Origin of the sequence: Pantoea sp. Sc1 (genome assembly GCF_000255315.1) — a bacterium.
Classification (GTDB): domain Bacteria; phylum Pseudomonadota; class Gammaproteobacteria; order Enterobacterales; family Enterobacteriaceae; genus Pantoea; species Pantoea anthophila.
This window is the reverse complement of record NZ_AJFP01000001.1, coordinates 2,420,928-2,436,666: the sequence shown is the minus strand read 5'-3', so window position 1 is coordinate 2,436,666 and position 15,739 is coordinate 2,420,928. Positions and strand designations below refer to the sequence as shown.

The window sequence follows — 15,739 nt, the reverse complement described above, 5'->3', positions numbered from 1 at the left end:
TGGGAAATGACCGTCTTTTGACCGTCCAGCGTTGTCGGATTTTGCTGTGGCTGACCTGCTAACTACAGGTACGGTTTAACCTGAAATCGACATCTCGTACAATGGTAGTGCAAAATCGGCGATGGCTTTCCCTGATTCTGACATTGGCAAGTAGCTGCGTTTTTATGAAAGTTGAGGTTTCAAAAGAATTAAATTCATAAAATAACATGTGGCTAAAACCGCTGTTGAATATTACCGGGAGAGAGTTACACCGCCTAATAACCGGTAACGTTTTACGTATCCGCTAATCCCATTCTGGCTAAGCTGATATTTATTCGCTACTTGCCTCTACAGGGTATATACACGTGTCTATTATGCTCTGTATACACTCTATCTCTATGTTATTGTATATGTGTCATTACATACTATAGCCATTATCTAGCATCAGCTATCATGAGGCTCCAGCCTCCAATATATATGGTCATTATCTAGCATCTGAACCTTGTTGGGTTCACATATGATTTGAGTAATTCAGTTGCAAATAAACGGGGTCAGGGCATGGTGCTTTGACCTCAATATACAGGTGGATTATGAAACCATACATTACCCATAAAAATATTCTTGTGACAGATTCAACGCTGGATTATTTCAAAGAAGTTGTTTTCAGTATTCCTAATAATGGTGTGCTAAGTCTGCGACGTCCATTTTTTCGTAATATAGCAGTATTCCTTCAGCATGTTATTTGTGTGTTGACCTATAGTCGTAAAAAAAGAAAAAAGCAAATATTAAGGCGAATAAAAAATGGTCTTATTCTGTGCCAGTACCCTTTGAGCTGGGTAGGGCGAAACTCCCTGGAGTATTCAAGAAAAGTGGGCCGACCAATGAACGTGCAATGGAGGCACTGGCAAGCGCGGGAATTATCAAACTAACCGGGTATTCCAATGCTCGACGCTCATGCCGGGAATATTCTATTTCTCAGCGTTTTCTGCGTAAGTTATTTGGCAACAACCGCGAGGCATACCTTAGCCGTCAGGATCGTTACCATTATCTGACTGACATTTTCACCAAGCGTAAAAGTTACTCATTTGATGAACTAATTGGGATTGCCATTGATCGTGGGCAGCGTGCCAAACATAAACAGTCGAAACGCGATATCCCAAACGTTGCCTTCAGGGAACGGGTAGTGAGGGTCTGGAACAGCCTTGAACCGCTGGAAATCAATCTGGATGCACTGCTGGATTACTATAACGAGAACCCTACCAAGAAGAACAAAATATTCATTTTCAACTTCCTGTCGCGACTGGCGGAAACAGGCGTGAATTTGGTGAAGGAATCACCGTTGACGGTATCTTACAGGCAATCTTATAAGACTGCGTACATGGGCGGGCGATCCTTTGAGATTGGCACTGGCTTTCAAAGTCTACCTTCTGGCATGAAGTGGGCGTGTTTGGCGCGAGGGCATAATTATGACATCAAGGGATGCCAGCTTGAGATACTACGACATGAGCTGTTGAGTATTGGCATTTCAGCCAAGTCGCTGGAAGTACTGGAAACTCAATATATCTGCCGATTATTGCGTGTCGCTGAGGAGCTGGTGAAGCAATTTAGGTTTTCCAGTGTATTCAATGCTGGGTTCGTTACACTTTCTTTTAAATCCAGTACACGGCGCTTGTTGAATCGTGAGCTAGGTAAGACAGAAGCAAAGCGAGTACTGGAACGCTGGAAGCACCTTCTGGAACCTCTACGGCAAGATCTGGCTTTACTGTTAGATCATTATGAAGGCAAAGCTAAAACCAATCGTTATGGCAAATGCGTTACCAACGCGGTAGGGCAACCCTTCAATATCACTTACAAAGATATGGTAGCGCGTAAACGTTGGAAGTTGGATGTGATGCGACGTAAACTGCTGTCGCACATGTTACAGGGTCTGGAAAGCCAGGCCGTATACGATTACGTCATCAGTCACAAGGGTGTTTGCGCACTGGAGCACGATGGATTTGTGACCTACGAAGAGGTAATTGACTGGTGCCACCCATACCTTTTGATTAAAATAAAGCATTGCAAATATTATTAAGTTAGATAGTAAATAGTTACAGACAATTTTGGCAATATCGAACTTTTGAAAGTGAGCGAATGCAGCGGTGCTAGTTTAAAGATCACACCGACCTATTATTTAAATTCGTGGCTATTTATAACGTAGCTGCTCTAGAATTGTTAAAAATTTGTAAGGGCTGTATATACATGGGAAAAGAACCAAGAATGCCATTAAGACCTAAAAACCATATTGTCGGTGATGTCGGTCAATCAACAGCCGCGCTTATATTTAAAAAGTGGGGGTGGACGGCAGATATTGTTCAAAGTGATTATGGCGAGGATATATCAATCGATATATTTGTTAATAATTCCAGAACCGCACTTAACTTTAGATGTCAGGTTAAATCTTTCTATAGTAAAGATGGCCAAGTGAGAAAGTTAAAATCAGGGGGGTATAGCGTATCATTAGATGTCGGATTATGTTTATTCTGGAGTGAATGCTATTATCCGATAATTCTTGCTGTCTATGATAATCTAGCAGATAAGGTTTATTGGACACATATAAATAATCAGGTGAGAGCTAAAGTTCTAAATGCAAAAAGTGCCACAATATCCCTTTTTGTTGATGAAAACGATTTGCAGCTCACGAAGAACTTATTAGAAAAATCAATAAGCCAGTATTATTCAAAGATTTTAATGATTAATTCGCCATCCTTATCATGTCATGTTGTACCTGTAATTATGCCATTTTATTATTCTATTCCTTTATGTGATTTTTCTTTTATTAATTCAGAATTTGATGGTGTATACTTTGACTTTAAATCGATGGATTATGAAAAGTTACCATCATGGTTAACAGCAATAAAGAGTTTGAATGGGCAGTATCTAAATGGATGGTATGTTACTTGTGATCTGGAAAGTATAGAAGAATTTTATAATAAATTGAAGGATTTTTTTCTTAATATAGAGTTCCCATTAAGTGATAATGAATGGATATCATTTATTGTATCTCCTGTGAAGTTATATGATTCTAATAAAAAGGTTGATTCAAATTGGCGTAAAGAATTAACAGACTGGATTAGTTTTTCTAAGATAAATGGAAGTTGTTTTTATGACTTCGACTATTCCTTTAAAGTTCCCGAAGGGTTTATAAATCAAATCGCAGCAAAGGCAGCAAGCTGGGGTAAGAATTATTCAATTGAGCCTGAGTTCGATATAGCTGTCCAGGTTTATTCTTCAATTCCTACAACTCCAGTATTCAGAGAGTATTTAAAACAACAGCGCAATCAAATATCAGGGAATTTTATCTCATGGAAATGCTTAAAAACTGATGTAGAGAAACTAAATGATATATTAAATGATATTGCGTTAGGGTTCAAAGAGATAGAGCTAAAAAGTTATGAAGAGGATTCTATTTTCGGAATTATATGTGATTCAATGTTTTTACCAGAGATAGGCATATATCCAAACAATAATGAATGGAAAACCTTTGAAAAAGGAAAGGTTGAAAGTATGCTGCAAGATTCTGGAGTTATTAATGTACTGCCCGGTGAAAAAGGAAATTATATAATAGATGATTTCATATATGGTTTCTTTGGTGTTGATGATAAAAACCTTCCAGAGAAAGTTATGATAGAACCATTTAATTATATAAGTGGGATGCCTTTAGATCATAGCGGAAGGTCGGTTTCATTTCAGAAATTGTTTGAAATTGATGGTGAGTTTATTGAGGTTTATAATAATGATTTTATTTTGAGTAAACTGAGTGTTCTTTTGGAAGATACGGGTGTTCAGTATCAAGTAGATGTTATAGTTTTTGATTGTGATGGGCGGAGTATATTATCTATTAATATTTCATTGAACCCTTCATGTTATATTTCTACAGGTTTTTTTTGATGAACTATATAAATTCTATCTGTTTAATTTTTGATGAGTATTTATCTTTTTCAAATATCAAGGTTAATAAGGGATATAATACAATGAAAATACTCAAGTTTTTTGGGGAAATATATCTTGACAACTAAGTGGAATAGCTAGTGTTTATGTAAATACACCATTTATATAACACTGTGTAGTATGCTAATATGAATTGAAAAAAATAAAAAAGTTGATATACTGTTTTTATATACAGTTAGGTGGGTATGGTTGAAAATGCAACTTTAGAAACGAAGAATAATGCGCTATATGGGCTTCTTGATGCTGTTGATAAATGTCGGATACAGGCCAATAGCCATTTAGATGAAGATACGCGTGGTCAGAAAGGGCAGTTTATGACACCCGCTTCAGCTGCTCGTATTCTTGCTACAAAATTTCGTCATTTAAATGGTGAGTTAAGCATTATTGATGCTGGAGCTGGTGTCGGCTCTTTAACTACGGCATTAGTTGAAAGGGCTTTGAATGATTTCTCACCAACCGCCATAAATGCGAATGTATGGGAACTTGAAAATGTATTGGTTAAAAATCTAAATGACTCTTTGAAGTTATGTGAGCAGGCGGCTGTTGAATCTGAGGTCACTTGGCATTCAAATGTTAATTGTGTCGACTTTATAAGCCATGCGGTAACTTTAATTAAACAGAGAAATCTTGGTCAAAAAGTTTTTTTATCTAATAAGGCTATTCTAAATCCTCCTTATTTAAAAATTTCAGCATCAAGTGTAGAGCGTAAACTGTTGCGGAGCGTTGGTGTCGAAACTGGAAATTTATATTCCTGTTTTGTTGCGCTAGCGTTAATGCTCTTGGATAGTGGGGGGGGAGCTTGTTGCGATAACTCCACGCAGTTTCTGTAATGGTCCATACTTTAGTGATTTTCGTCGATTCATTCTTGCTGGAAACAATTTAAATAAACTTCACATATTTGAGAGCCGAACTAGTGCCTTTAAAGGCGATAAGGTTCTTCAGGAAAATGTTATCTTTCATATAATAAAGAATGAACAGCAGGGTTAGTGGAGATTATTTCGAGTACATGTGCTAACGATCCCAATCCCGCTGTTCGCATAGCTGATTTTAATGAAGTCGTTAATGAAAATAACCCTGAGAGATTTATTCATATTGTTACAAATGATGAACAAGCTGATATTGCAAGTCGTATTGGGGGAATGCCATGTTCATTAGCAGATCTTGGCATTGAAGTGAGCACTGGAAAAGCAGTTGATTTTAGGACAAAGCAAAACCTTCGAGATAATCCAGAAGAGAATACAGTGCCACTTATTTATCCAATGCATTTCAATAATGGGTTGATTGAATATCCGGTTATAAGCAAAAAAAAACCTAATGCGATTGTCTTAAATAAAGAAACTGAGAAACTATTGGTTCCTAATGGAACTTACATTTTGATTAAGCGGTTGACATCTAAAGAAGAAAAACGCCGCATTGTCGCAGTGCTATATACAAAAGACTTAGCAAATGTGGCTGTGGTTGGATTTGAGAACAAAACAAATTACTTACATTCCAATGGTCAGCCTTTAGAGATGGATATTGCCAAAGGATTATGGGTGTATTTGAATAGCCATATTTTTGATCAGTATTTTCGTCAGTTCAATGGTCATACACAAGTTAATGCTACTGATTTGTATACACTTCGTTATCCAAACCGTGAGCAGTTAATTAGTATAGGTAAACAAGCCCAGCAGTTCGATCAACAACTTTTTGATGAGCTCGTTGCTGACTTAAGAGTATCTAATTAGAAGAAAAGCCGAGTATTAATACTCGGCTTTTGATCTATATTGTCTGATTAATTTGTATGTTTCTTGACGGATCTTCTAATATCCACACATACGAGCTATCAGCAAGGTTTTTTTAATAATGATTGACGTTCTGCTGCTTTTTTCCATGTTGGATAAGTTGTAGTAAAACCAATATCTGCTTTCCCATTCCTTAAAGCAAATGCTCGCATGCTTTCTATTTTATGTATATCTACTTCACCATCGCTTGTTACTGCTTCGATAACCCAGAGACTGTTATTTTTGCGATTCAATAGAAGAATATCTGGCATTGAATCATGTATAGCAATAGTAACACCTGCATCAGTCAGTACATTTTGTTGTTCGCTTGTGATACGATCACCGTCACCATCATCAATATAGATAACTTCGTAACCAGGTAAAAAACGAGTGGCATATATTTCATAACTCGCCTTAATTAATCGGGAATGCGCGCTTTCAACAGTATTAGCTGTTGCTAGAGCTTGAGCAGCTTGTAGCGCAAGTCGTTCACGTTGCATATCAATTTGCACCCAACCTTGAGCGAGTTCCTTCCATTGATTATCAGGAGCTTGAAGGATAACCATGAAATCTGTTGCAAGACGATAAGCTGAATTTGAAGATTTTGCTATAGGATGGCCCGGTCTAAATATTCCATCTTTAGAGTCAAGGTATACCTTTTCTATTGCACCGATTTCCCAAAGGGGTTTTAGCCAATAGTCTCGCCCTTCACGGTCTAGCTTCAAGTTTCCTCCACGTTGAAGAATTCCAACGTGTGTACCTATATGTGCGACCGATGCACCATCGCAAAATCTGTACCCATTTTTAGCAGCTTTTTTATACCAACTTGGCTCATCACAAAGAAGCGAGAAGACAACATCAATCATGTTATCTGTGCATCGATCTATTACCGCCAGCACGTCACTTACTCGTTGTTTCGTTACGCCTTGATAGCAATCAGGAACAATCTTCGCCCCTTTCTCCTGAGCTTCTTTGCGACGAGCAATCGCATCATCCTCTATACCCACGTCTTAATCCCTCAAAATTAACTTAAGCCAAGCAATGGGCTAACTATCGAGTAAGAGCGGCAACTTAAATCTATGTTTACTTGCCCATGCATTATTAGCTTAATTGATACGACAGCTATCTATATCACTAGATAGCTGCATTGTTGTGATACAGACTTTGCTGGCGGTTGGTAAATCTAGTGTAGATTAAACTTCAAAAATATTTGATTTCCAGATAGTTACATCAGTTGCATGACTCTCAGGCTGAGTAGTCGGTCTGACACGACCTGTTTTTTCAATCAATCCTTCTTTTCTGGCGCGGCCCATCACTCCACCTAAAGCTCTGGCTTCCACTGGTTTTTCGAGGCCAGCCGCCCAGATTTCGTCAGGTGTAAACTCTTGATTTGTCCTGGCTACGTTTACTACAACGTTATACGCCTTTTGTTTCCAAGCTTGTTTGTCCATGAGCTGATTCCAATCTTCTATGATGAGTATTGATCTTATCAACAACTCGACTAATTCAGGAACTCATTTTTATGGATGGACTGGCCCCACGACAATAGACAAATTCTATCCTCACGACGAGGTCTGTTCGAAGGCCTCCGGACTGACGCCACCGAGATGACTGTGACGCCGGGCCCGGTTGTAGGACACTTCAATGTAATCGAAGATATCGGCCCGGGCCCGATCCCGGGTTTTGTATATTCTTTTCCTGATCCGTTCTTTTTTCAGTGAACTGAAGAACGATTCGGCCACCGCATTATCCCAGCAGTTGCCATGCCGGCTCATACTGGGTGCCAGATTATTGGCCCGACAGAACCGTTGCCAGTCGTCGCTGCCGTACTGACTGCCCTGATCGCTATGTACGATAACCTCGCCATCCGGTTTTCGACGCTATACGGCCATCATCAATGCGTCCAGCGCCAGTTCGCGTGAGAGAGTGGGCTTCATCGACCAGCCAACCACGTTACGGGCGAAGAGATCGATAACCACCGCCAGATACAAACATCCCTGCCAGGTGCGGATATAAATAATATCGGTTACCCAGACCTGACTGGCCCGGGTAACAGTAAACTGCCGCTGCACGCGATTAGGGGCAACAACGGAAGGTCTGCCGGCGATACGGCCTGGTGCTTTATAGCCGCGCACGGCTTTGATCCGGTTCTGTTGCATAATACGACCCACCCGGTTTTTGCCGCAAGTTTCCCCGATTTCGTTCAGCTCGCCATGAACCCGCCGGTAACCGTATACGCCTCCGTTCAGTGATGAGTCACGGATAAGCATCAACAGACGCTGGTTATCTTTATCACGCGCCGAGACCGGGTTGTGCAGCCACGCGTAGAACTTGGCCCGGGCGACATTCAGTACCCGACACATCGTCATCACACCCCATACAGTGCGGTGTTCATTGATAAAGCGGTACTTCAGTAGGGCTCCCTAGCAAAGTACCGCGCGGCCTTTTTCAGGATATCCAGTTCTTCTTCGGTGCGTTTTAGCTGCGCTCGTAGTTTCAGGATCTCGCTTTTGGCTTCCAGTAAATCCCGGGCATGCTGTTCGCTGTTATCAGGCTTGATAGCCCGTAACCACTTATAGAGCCTGTATGCGGAAACGCCTAGACGGTCAGATACTTCAGCAACGGAATAACCGCGTTCCGTTATCTGTCGGACGGCTTCTTCCTTAAATTCAGGTGTAAATCGTGGTGTGCCCATACGCTTCTCCGATGCTCAAACTATAGGGCAGGATCGTCTACCGGGGTGGGGGCAGTCCAAACAACCGTATGTCGCGAAGGTTAAAAAGGACGCTGGTAACGTATGAAACGGAGCTATTCAACAAGAATGAAGTCTGGGCTTACTGGCCTTCTTGTGTTGCTGTACTGGGTACAGCAATCGCAGATTTGAAGCCTGAGAAAGCAACGAAGAAAGAGATGGCTGTAAGCCAGTTTGTCGAATCAAAGCGGAACAGGAAACGTGATTCCCGGCGATTAACAAGGCGCGAACAACTACGGCCGAAGCGTAAGCGTCGGGGTTGAACCGGCATGATGGCGGTCTTATGACTGCCATCAGCTAATTGATTATTGGAATAAGATCATCTCCAGGGGGGCGGGTGTGCTGCATTACTCACGCAATGCAACACGTCGGCTGCATCAACATAGATGCGTTGAATGCATTGCAGTCACGTTCTGGCGAAATTTTTGGTATAAGAAATAGCTTCAATGATATGATATACAAAGTAAAGCGCCGGGGAACCTGGGTGAAGCTCGGATGTCACAGAACCCCGAACTGCTTTGTGATCAAAATCTACACCATATAGCAAAGTTAGACAGGCTACCCACGTAGTACAGCATGGGGGTTTTGAATTAATGTTTTATAAAGGTATAAAATGTCACCTTCTATATATTTAACCCCAACAGAAGCCGAAGCCAAACGCACTGAATTTTTATCTTTGCTAGATAAAAATGAAAAAGAACAAGTTTATCAAGAGTATTTAGAGGGTAATACGGAATTTATTCCAAGGGAATTCATTCAAAACCATGGATTACATTTAGCAATGGTTTTTAGAAAGTATCCTTTATCAAGTGACTATAAACCTGATTTTTTATATCTAGCTAAAAGCAGTGATAACTGGAATGTTGTTTTAATTGAAATCGAAAAACCCTCATCAAAATATTTTGTTGGCAACACTACAGAATTTCATGGGGATTTTCTTAAAGCCTATCAGCAAATGAATGATTGGAGAGCATGGGTTGATACTCCTGCAAATTTAGAATCCTTAAAACAAAATTCATTGTCAAGTGTTTTAGTTCCTTCACAAATGCAACGCAACCCGTTGAATGTTAAGTATTTGCTTGTTCATGGCCGCAGGGCTGAATATGAAGGTAATGAATTAAGGAAAGGTAAAATAAGAAGCATGGAGCGAGAGGATTTTAAAATTATATCATATGATAACTTAGCTGTTAATATAAATGACCATAAGAAATTATACGTTGCTAAAAAACAAATAATTATATAGATATATTGTCAGAAAGTTATGTTGATGACGGAATATTCACATGGATGACACCAACAACATATAGAATAAACCAGTCGCTGCACGATGATACTGATAAAAACAAACATCATAGCAATAGTTATATTAGTTATAATGTTAAAGCCATCGATCACAACCTTCCCAAAGTCACCATATATTAACAATATATGGCAGGAGTAAAGCAAATGGCTGATAAAGCACAGTTTTTTAACGTAACTTATCAAACCGCATATGAAAAAAATTCTATAATTGTACCAGCCCTATCTAAAATAGATGCTGGAAATACCATTCAAAATGCAATTTATGATGTGATAAATGTAGATTTTTTAGGGTGGCAATCTGTCATTATTACTTTATTCAACGATACAAGTTATTTTTTTGAGGCTAATTTTAACGGATATAATTTATATTATAATGATGAAGCACCAGGGTTTCATTTTTTACAGAATCATTTTCATCAGGAAATACAAAAGCTTAAGCAACAATATTGGAATAAAGTTGGACATCCTCCATATTAATAATATGGTTAGCACAATGACGTTATGCTAAAGAGGCTGCCGCGGTAAGGTTTTCCGCAGCGGCCTTTTCGATATATGGACATTTCTGACGAGCCAGTGATTAGACATTTTCACTGAGCTTTGACTATCAATGTAACAGCAAAGCTATAATGTCCGCTCTGGGCTAAGTTAAAGTGTTCGTCACGTAGACTCACCATCGAGGGATTCTGATGATGGCTCATGCAGCTGAGTTTTTTTCCTTGAATGAAGTTATCCGACTTAAAATCATTCAGGGTGTTGTCGATCGGCACCTGACAACGCAGATCGCCGCGCAGCGCCTGGGTATCTCCTGTCAGCTATATGAAGCCAGGGCATGTGAAAATTTCGGTGGCTTGATAGTGACGCTTAATTGAGGTTAATCAACATCGGTTATTTATGCTCTACACGTAATGTAGGTAGAATTATAGGTTATTTTGAATAATCACAAATTAATTATATTAATCAATGATGAAACACCAATGCATCATCGTTTATGAAACATCAACGCTGCTATCAGTACTGCCTACCCATCCATCAAGTTTATCCGCCCATTCCTGCATCATCGCTTTCCGCTCATCAATGTAAGTGGCATGGTTGTAAGTGCGGCGAACATTGTTGGTATCAGCGTGCGCAAGCTGAGCCTCGATAGCATCAGGCCGATAGCCCATCTCGTTTAAACGGGTACTTCCTGTAGTTCTGGTTGCATGTGGACTATAAGTTCCGCTCCAGCCGAGGCTTTTAAGTAGCTGACGCAGCGAGTGTGATGTCATCGGGCCACGTGGGTTATCTCGTCCCGGAAAAAGGTGCTGTCGGTGCCCGGTTAATCCCTGTAGCGTTTTGAGCATGTTGACGGCTTGAGAGGGGAGGGGAATAACATGTTCCCTACGAGCTTTCATGCGCGTCGCCGGAATGGTCCATAGCGCATTATCGAGATCGAATTCTGCCCATTCAGCCTCGGTGGCTTCGGCTGGCCGCGCCAGCGTCCACCACATTAGCCACATGCAATAGTTAACCTGATATGAGCCGCGACTGTTATCAAAACAGCTTAATAGCTTCCCGATTTGCTGTGGGTTCAATGCCTGTTTGTGCTGTGTCTTATTCGCCGGAAGCGCCTTGCGTACAGGCCAGACAGGATCGCTGTCAGCTCTAAGCGTTGCTACTGCCAACTCGAAAACCGATGAAATGGTACGTCGGGCTTCAGCGGTAACAGTCGGAGCGCCGCGTTTAGCGGTTTCCTGAAGAATCTTAAGAATGTGGTGTGGGGTGATATCTCTGACAGGGAGCTTACCGATTGCGGGGAAAACCACACGTTCAAGCATATCCAGTCGGCGTGTTTTGGTGATTTCGGCCCAGTCTTTCATCTGCAACCACTCTTTGGCTATTAACTCAAAGGTGTTGGATGCGTCGTTGACCTTACGGATCTTATCTAATTAGCGAGTCTGTATCGGGCTAACTCCATTCGCGACTTGTTTACGCGCTTGCTCACATTTCTCGCGAGCTTTGGCACATTTGACCTTCGGGCACTCACCCAACGCGAACATGCTGGATTTGCCGTTGAGTGGAAACCGATAGCGGCAGGCCTTTTTGCCATTGGGTTTCACTTCGAGGTAGAGACCATTTAAATCTTCGAGTCGATGGAGTTTTTCTTTCGGTCTGGCAGCGCGGCATTGGGTATGGTGAGCATAACGGGGCCATGTTTATTCATTATGCCGTTATTGTACTCACTTAAATGAAAATGGAAGAAAATCGCACTCATCAACCTACTCGTTTTTAACTGCGTTGCGAAGAGATGATTCGAGACACTGTTAAATGAAAAATCCACGCAATTGCGTGGATTTAAAGTTTTTTCCGGCGCTCATGAGACTCAATCAAACCCCATGAAACAGCAGATTTTAATCAGACGTTAAACAGGAAGTTCATCACATCGCCATCTTTCACGATGTACTCTTTCCCTTCTGAACGCATCTTTCCAGCTTCTTTCGCACCCTGTTCACCCTTGCAGGCGATAAAGTCATCAAATGCAATGGTCTGCGCGCGGATAAAGCCTTTTTCGAAGTCGGTGTGAATTTTACCGGCAGCCTGAGGGGCAGTCGCGCCCACCGGGATAGTCCAGGCACGCACTTCTTTCACGCCTGCGGTGAAATAGGTCTGCAGATTCAGCAGGGCGTAACCGGCGCGGATCACGCGGTTCAGGCCCGGCTCTTCCAGTCCCAGCTCCGCCATGAACTCGTCACGCTCTTCATCTTCCAGCTCGGCGATATCAGATTCCACTGCGGCACACACCGGTACCACCACTGAACCTTCCGATGCTGCGATAGCGCGAACCTGATCCAGATAGGGGTTGTTCTCAAAACCGTCTTCATTAACGTTAGCAATGTACATGGTCGGTTTCAGGGTCAGGAAGCTCAGATAGCGAATCGCCGCTTTCTCATCGGCATCCAGATTCAGAGAGCGCAGCATGCCCGCTTCAGAAAGGTGCGGCAGGCATTTTTCCAGCGCAGCCAGCTCGGCTTTCGCATCTTTGTCGCCGCCTTTGGCTTTCTTCTGCACACGCTGAATCGCACGCTCACAGGTATCAAGGTCAGAAAGTGCCAGCTCAGTGTTAATCACGTCGATATCTTCCGCCGGGTTTACTTTACCCGCGACGTGGATGATGTTGTCATTTTCAAAGCAGCGCACCACGTGACCGATCGCTTCGGTTTCACGGATGTTGGTCAGGAACTGGTTACCCAGGCCTTCACCCTTAGACGCGCCTTTCACCAGACCCGCGATATCGACGAATTCCATGGTAGTCGGCACCACGCGCTGCGGCTTAACAATCTCAGAGAGCTGGTCGAGACGCAGGTCAGGCATGGGCACCACGCCCGTGTTAGGCTCAATGGTGCAGAAGGGGAAGTTAGCCGCTTCGATACCCGCTTTGGTCAGCGCGTTAAACAGAGTGGATTTACCGACGTTCGGCAGGCCCACGATACCGCATTTGAATCCCATGGTTTGATACCCTTTATAACTGGATGGACAGTGCGCCCGATGGCGAGCTGTCGGAGAAGAATTGAAAAATTCCGCGCATTATACACGGAATCGCGACGATTCGGGCGTTTAAGCAGGTTTGAAGGCGTGCAGCCGGTTCATGGCTTTGATGCGATCCTCTTTGAGCCACAGCTCAGTGCAGCGCGCCGCCTCATCAATGGCTTCATCAATCAGCTTCTGCTCGCTGACGGGCGGTTTACCCAGCACAAATCCGGTCACCTTATTGCGATCGCCGGGATGGCCGATACCGATGCGCAGGCGGTGGAAATTGTTGTTGTTGCCCAGTTTGCTGATGATGTCTTTCAGACCGTTATGGCCGCCGTGTCCGCCACCCTGCTTAAATTTCGCGACGCCGGGCGGTAAATCGAGTTCATCATGCGCCACCAGAATCTCTTCAGGCGCGATGCGATAAAAGGTCGCCATCGCCGCCACCGCTTTACCGCTCAGGTTCATAAAGGTGGTCGGCACCAGCAGGCGGACATCCTCTCCGGCTATCGCCAGACGGGCGGTGTAGCCATAGAATTTGCCTTCCTCTTTCAGAGACTGATTGTGGCGTTCCGCCAGTAAATCCAGATACCAGGCACCCGCATTATGGCGCGTGGCGGCATATTCAGCGCCAGGATTGGCCAGTCCCACAATCAGTTTAATGCTGCTCACAATGATTATCCTGCTGTTATCGCGAAAGGGCGTTAGTTTACTTCGCGACAGGCGAGATGACAAAGCAGAAGCAGTCAAATGGTTCATCAGCGTGATTAATCATTTTCTATCGGAATCAACAGTCTGCAATCAGGACCAGGCGAAGCTTTATGGTTGATGTGTGATCCAGCCCGCATCGCGGGGCTGAGCCATTGCCTAAACTTATGACACTTAACATTGTGTGCGGTTATTGGCTCTTATGGATGGAGGTGCATTATGAAACATCATCACTGCCGTGTAGCGGGTAACACGCTAATGGTACTGGGATTAGTTACCATGGTTCTGGGCGTCGGTTTCTCTATTATGAACCAGCTGCCCGCGCTCGATCTGCCCCAGTCTCTGGCGCAGGGCGCTATCTTCAGCATCTTTATTGGTGCGCTGCTCTGGCTGGTGGGCGCCCGGGTCAGTGGCCGGGAAAAGATTGAAGATCGTTATTACTGGGTGCGTCACTATGACCAGCGCTGCCGCCGGTCACATAACTCACACCACTAAATAATGGCAGCAGGCAGCGGATGCTGCGCGGTGCGGTTCCGGCCGCTGGCCTTGGCGTGGTAGAGCGCCGCATCCGCCTGCACCAGTAACGCTTCAAAACCCTGCTGATGATGTGTGGCCGTAGCAAAGCCGATGCTGACCGAATAGGCAATCGCATTATGTTGTGATGCACAGACCGCCAGCCGGATTGTCTCACACCACGCTTCTGTCTCCTGTGCCGTCGCCGGAATGATGGCCGCAAATTCCTCTCCGCCCAGTCGCGCAAAACGTCCTCCCGCCGGAATCAGTGCGCTCACCACCTCGCAAAAGTGGATCAGAATCTGGTCGCCCTGCTGATGCCCGTAGCGATCGTTGATGCTTTTGAAATGGTCCAGGTCGAACAGGATGGCGCTGAAGGGCCGGTTCTGGCGATGGCAACGCGCCGCAATGTTCTCTGCTTCGCTGAACAGGGCGCGGCGGTTCCAGACGCGGGTCAGCGGGTCGTGCAGGGAAGCATGTTTCAGGGTCTGCTGCATCCGTTCATTCACCATCGCCAGAATGGTGAAGGTGAGGCCAATAACAAACAGAATCGACTCCAGGATAACGTAAACCGAGAAAGCCGACCCGCCAATCGCGCCTGGCAGCCCGCTGGCAACGGCGCTATCCAGAAACAGCCGGGCCAGATGGAACAGCAGATGGATCCAGAGCAGCAGCTGGGCCGGCCAGAAGGTGGCTTTCAGCGTGTCACGAGCCAGCCAGACCAGCTGGATCAGGGCGGCGGTATAGGCGACGCAGGCAAGACAGAGCACCACTACCCGTTTCGGCAGGCTGTCGTAAAATGCCGGGAAACAGCAAAGCAGCGCCCAGAGCAGGGCACCCAGCAGCCAGTGGCTGCCGATGGGTTTGTCACAGAAGCGGCGAAAGGCATTCAGCAACCCGCCATAGGCCAGCATCACCAGCACGTTCCCGACGGCCACCGGCAGAAAATGGAAGCCGCTGCTGCGCAGGCTGCTTAAAAAGACCGCCACCAGCGTCAGGACCAGCGACAGCAGGGTAAAGCCCAGCACGCGATCGTACTGCGATCCGACCCAGGCAAAAATCATGATCAGGCTTAAAAAGCCCAGCACATAGAGCTCGCAAATAAACAGGGTATAGATATCGAGAGTCATGATGGCCGGGTTCTGATGAGAAATGGGCAGCAAATTACCATTTAACGGCAGCGGGCAGAAGCGGGAAACGAGGCCATTGATGAAAAGAGTGCGTG

Annotated in this window: 13 protein-coding genes and 2 pseudogenes; 8 read left to right on the top strand and 7 right to left on the bottom strand. The window is 44.2% G+C overall.

The window, feature by feature from the left end; all coding sequences use genetic code 11:
- Positions 1–871 precede the first annotated feature (871 nt).
- The 4 genes from S7A_RS21640 to S7A_RS21630 all read left to right on the top strand — a co-directional run bounded on the left by S7A_RS21640 (position 872) and on the right by S7A_RS21630 (position 5,696).
- Complete coding sequence (locus S7A_RS21640) at positions 872–2,053, top strand: hypothetical protein (protein ID WP_009090661.1); 1,182 nt, start codon at positions 872–874, stop codon at positions 2,051–2,053.
- A 167-nt stretch (positions 2,054–2,220) separates the two neighbouring features.
- Positions 2,221–3,909, top strand: coding sequence for a DUF4365 domain-containing protein (locus S7A_RS20840; protein WP_083837633.1), 1,689 nt, complete (start codon positions 2,221–2,223; stop codon positions 3,907–3,909).
- A gap of 245 nt (positions 3,910–4,154) precedes the next feature.
- A complete protein-coding gene (locus S7A_RS21635) occupies positions 4,155–4,799 on the top strand; it encodes a hypothetical protein (protein WP_237712314.1) in 645 nt (214 codons plus the stop codon).
- Between the two features lie 156 nt (positions 4,800–4,955).
- Positions 4,956–5,696 carry a hypothetical protein gene (locus tag S7A_RS21630; protein WP_237712313.1) on the top strand — a complete coding sequence of 247 codons (741 nt, stop codon included), beginning with the start codon at positions 4,956–4,958 and terminating at the stop codon, positions 5,694–5,696.
- A 98-nt stretch (positions 5,697–5,794) separates the two neighbouring features.
- Here the strand turns inward: S7A_RS21630 and S7A_RS20835 are convergent, their stop codons facing one another.
- The 3 genes and pseudogenes from S7A_RS20835 to S7A_RS11220 all read right to left on the bottom strand — a co-directional run bounded on the left by S7A_RS20835 (position 5,795) and on the right by S7A_RS11220 (position 8,427).
- Positions 5,795–6,739 carry a BsuBI/PstI family type II restriction endonuclease gene (locus tag S7A_RS20835; protein ID WP_237712312.1) on the bottom strand — a complete coding sequence of 315 codons (945 nt, stop codon included), beginning with the start codon at positions 6,737–6,739 and terminating at the stop codon, positions 5,795–5,797.
- 186 nt (positions 6,740–6,925) lie between these two features.
- A complete protein-coding gene (locus S7A_RS21265; protein WP_141629817.1) occupies positions 6,926–7,183 on the bottom strand; it encodes a hypothetical protein in 258 nt (85 codons plus the stop codon).
- 111 nt (positions 7,184–7,294) lie between these two features.
- Positions 7,295–8,427, bottom strand: a pseudogene (locus S7A_RS11220) (IS3 family transposase).
- Positions 8,428–9,097: 670 nt separating this feature from the next.
- Between S7A_RS11220 and S7A_RS20825 the strand changes: the two are divergent.
- From S7A_RS20825 to S7A_RS11205, 3 genes are all read left to right on the top strand, one after another.
- Positions 9,098–9,727 (top strand): Shedu anti-phage system protein SduA domain-containing protein, encoded by a 630-nt coding sequence (locus S7A_RS20825; protein WP_141629816.1) that lies wholly within the window; start codon positions 9,098–9,100, stop codon positions 9,725–9,727.
- Between the two features lie 203 nt (positions 9,728–9,930).
- The gene (locus S7A_RS11210; protein ID WP_009090651.1) at positions 9,931–10,263 is read left to right on the top strand and encodes a hypothetical protein; all 333 of its coding nucleotides are present in this window, start codon (positions 9,931–9,933) and stop codon (positions 10,261–10,263) included.
- 209 nt (positions 10,264–10,472) lie between these two features.
- A complete protein-coding gene (locus tag S7A_RS11205) occupies positions 10,473–10,655 on the top strand; it encodes a hypothetical protein (protein WP_009090650.1) in 183 nt (60 codons plus the stop codon).
- 117 nt (positions 10,656–10,772) lie between these two features.
- Here S7A_RS11205 and S7A_RS11200 read toward each other — a convergent pair.
- The 3 genes and pseudogenes from S7A_RS11200 to pth form a co-directional block, all read right to left on the bottom strand.
- Positions 10,773–11,954, bottom strand: a pseudogene (locus S7A_RS11200) (tyrosine-type recombinase/integrase); the annotation flags it as partial.
- Between the two features lie 223 nt (positions 11,955–12,177).
- Positions 12,178–13,269 (bottom strand): redox-regulated ATPase YchF, encoded by a 1,092-nt coding sequence (gene ychF / locus S7A_RS11195; protein WP_009090646.1) that lies wholly within the window; start codon positions 13,267–13,269, stop codon positions 12,178–12,180.
- 108 nt (positions 13,270–13,377) lie between these two features.
- Positions 13,378–13,965, bottom strand: a complete 588-nt coding sequence (gene pth, locus S7A_RS11190; protein ID WP_009090644.1) for an aminoacyl-tRNA hydrolase — start codon at positions 13,963–13,965, stop codon at positions 13,378–13,380.
- 255 nt (positions 13,966–14,220) lie between these two features.
- Between pth and ychH the strand changes: the two genes are divergently transcribed.
- On the top strand, positions 14,221–14,496 hold the full coding sequence (ychH, locus tag S7A_RS11185) for a stress-induced protein YchH (protein ID WP_009090642.1): 276 nt from the start codon (positions 14,221–14,223) through the stop codon (positions 14,494–14,496).
- Here ychH and S7A_RS11180 read toward each other — a convergent pair.
- Complete coding sequence (locus S7A_RS11180; RefSeq protein WP_009090640.1) at positions 14,493–15,644, bottom strand: GGDEF domain-containing protein; 1,152 nt, start codon at positions 15,642–15,644, stop codon at positions 14,493–14,495. The two genes, ychH and S7A_RS11180, sit on opposite strands and share 4 nt — an antisense overlap.
- Positions 15,645–15,739: the final 95 nt, after the last annotated feature.

Excerpts from the sequence above, each read along its gene's own strand:
- ychF (WP_009090646.1), bottom strand. The coding sequence starts at position 13,269 with ATGGGATTCAAATGCGGTATCGTGGGCCTGCCGAACGTCGGTAAATCC.
- S7A_RS11205 (WP_009090650.1), top strand. The coding sequence starts at position 10,473 with ATGATGGCTCATGCAGCTGAGTTTTTTTCCTTGAATGAAGTTATCCGA.
- S7A_RS20840 (WP_083837633.1), top strand. The coding sequence starts at position 2,221 with ATGGGAAAAGAACCAAGAATGCCATTAAGACCTAAAAACCATATTGTC.
- S7A_RS21265 (WP_141629817.1), bottom strand. The coding sequence starts at position 7,183 with ATGGACAAACAAGCTTGGAAACAAAAGGCGTATAACGTTGTAGTAAAC.
- ychH (WP_009090642.1), top strand. The coding sequence starts at position 14,221 with ATGAAACATCATCACTGCCGTGTAGCGGGTAACACGCTAATGGTACTG.
- S7A_RS11180 (WP_009090640.1), bottom strand. The coding sequence starts at position 15,644 with ATGACTCTCGATATCTATACCCTGTTTATTTGCGAGCTCTATGTGCTG.
- S7A_RS20825 (WP_141629816.1), top strand. The coding sequence starts at position 9,098 with ATGTCACCTTCTATATATTTAACCCCAACAGAAGCCGAAGCCAAACGC.
- S7A_RS11210 (WP_009090651.1), top strand. The coding sequence starts at position 9,931 with ATGGCTGATAAAGCACAGTTTTTTAACGTAACTTATCAAACCGCATAT.
- S7A_RS21635 (WP_237712314.1), top strand. The coding sequence starts at position 4,155 with ATGGTTGAAAATGCAACTTTAGAAACGAAGAATAATGCGCTATATGGG.
- S7A_RS21640 (WP_009090661.1), top strand. The coding sequence starts at position 872 with ATGGAGGCACTGGCAAGCGCGGGAATTATCAAACTAACCGGGTATTCC.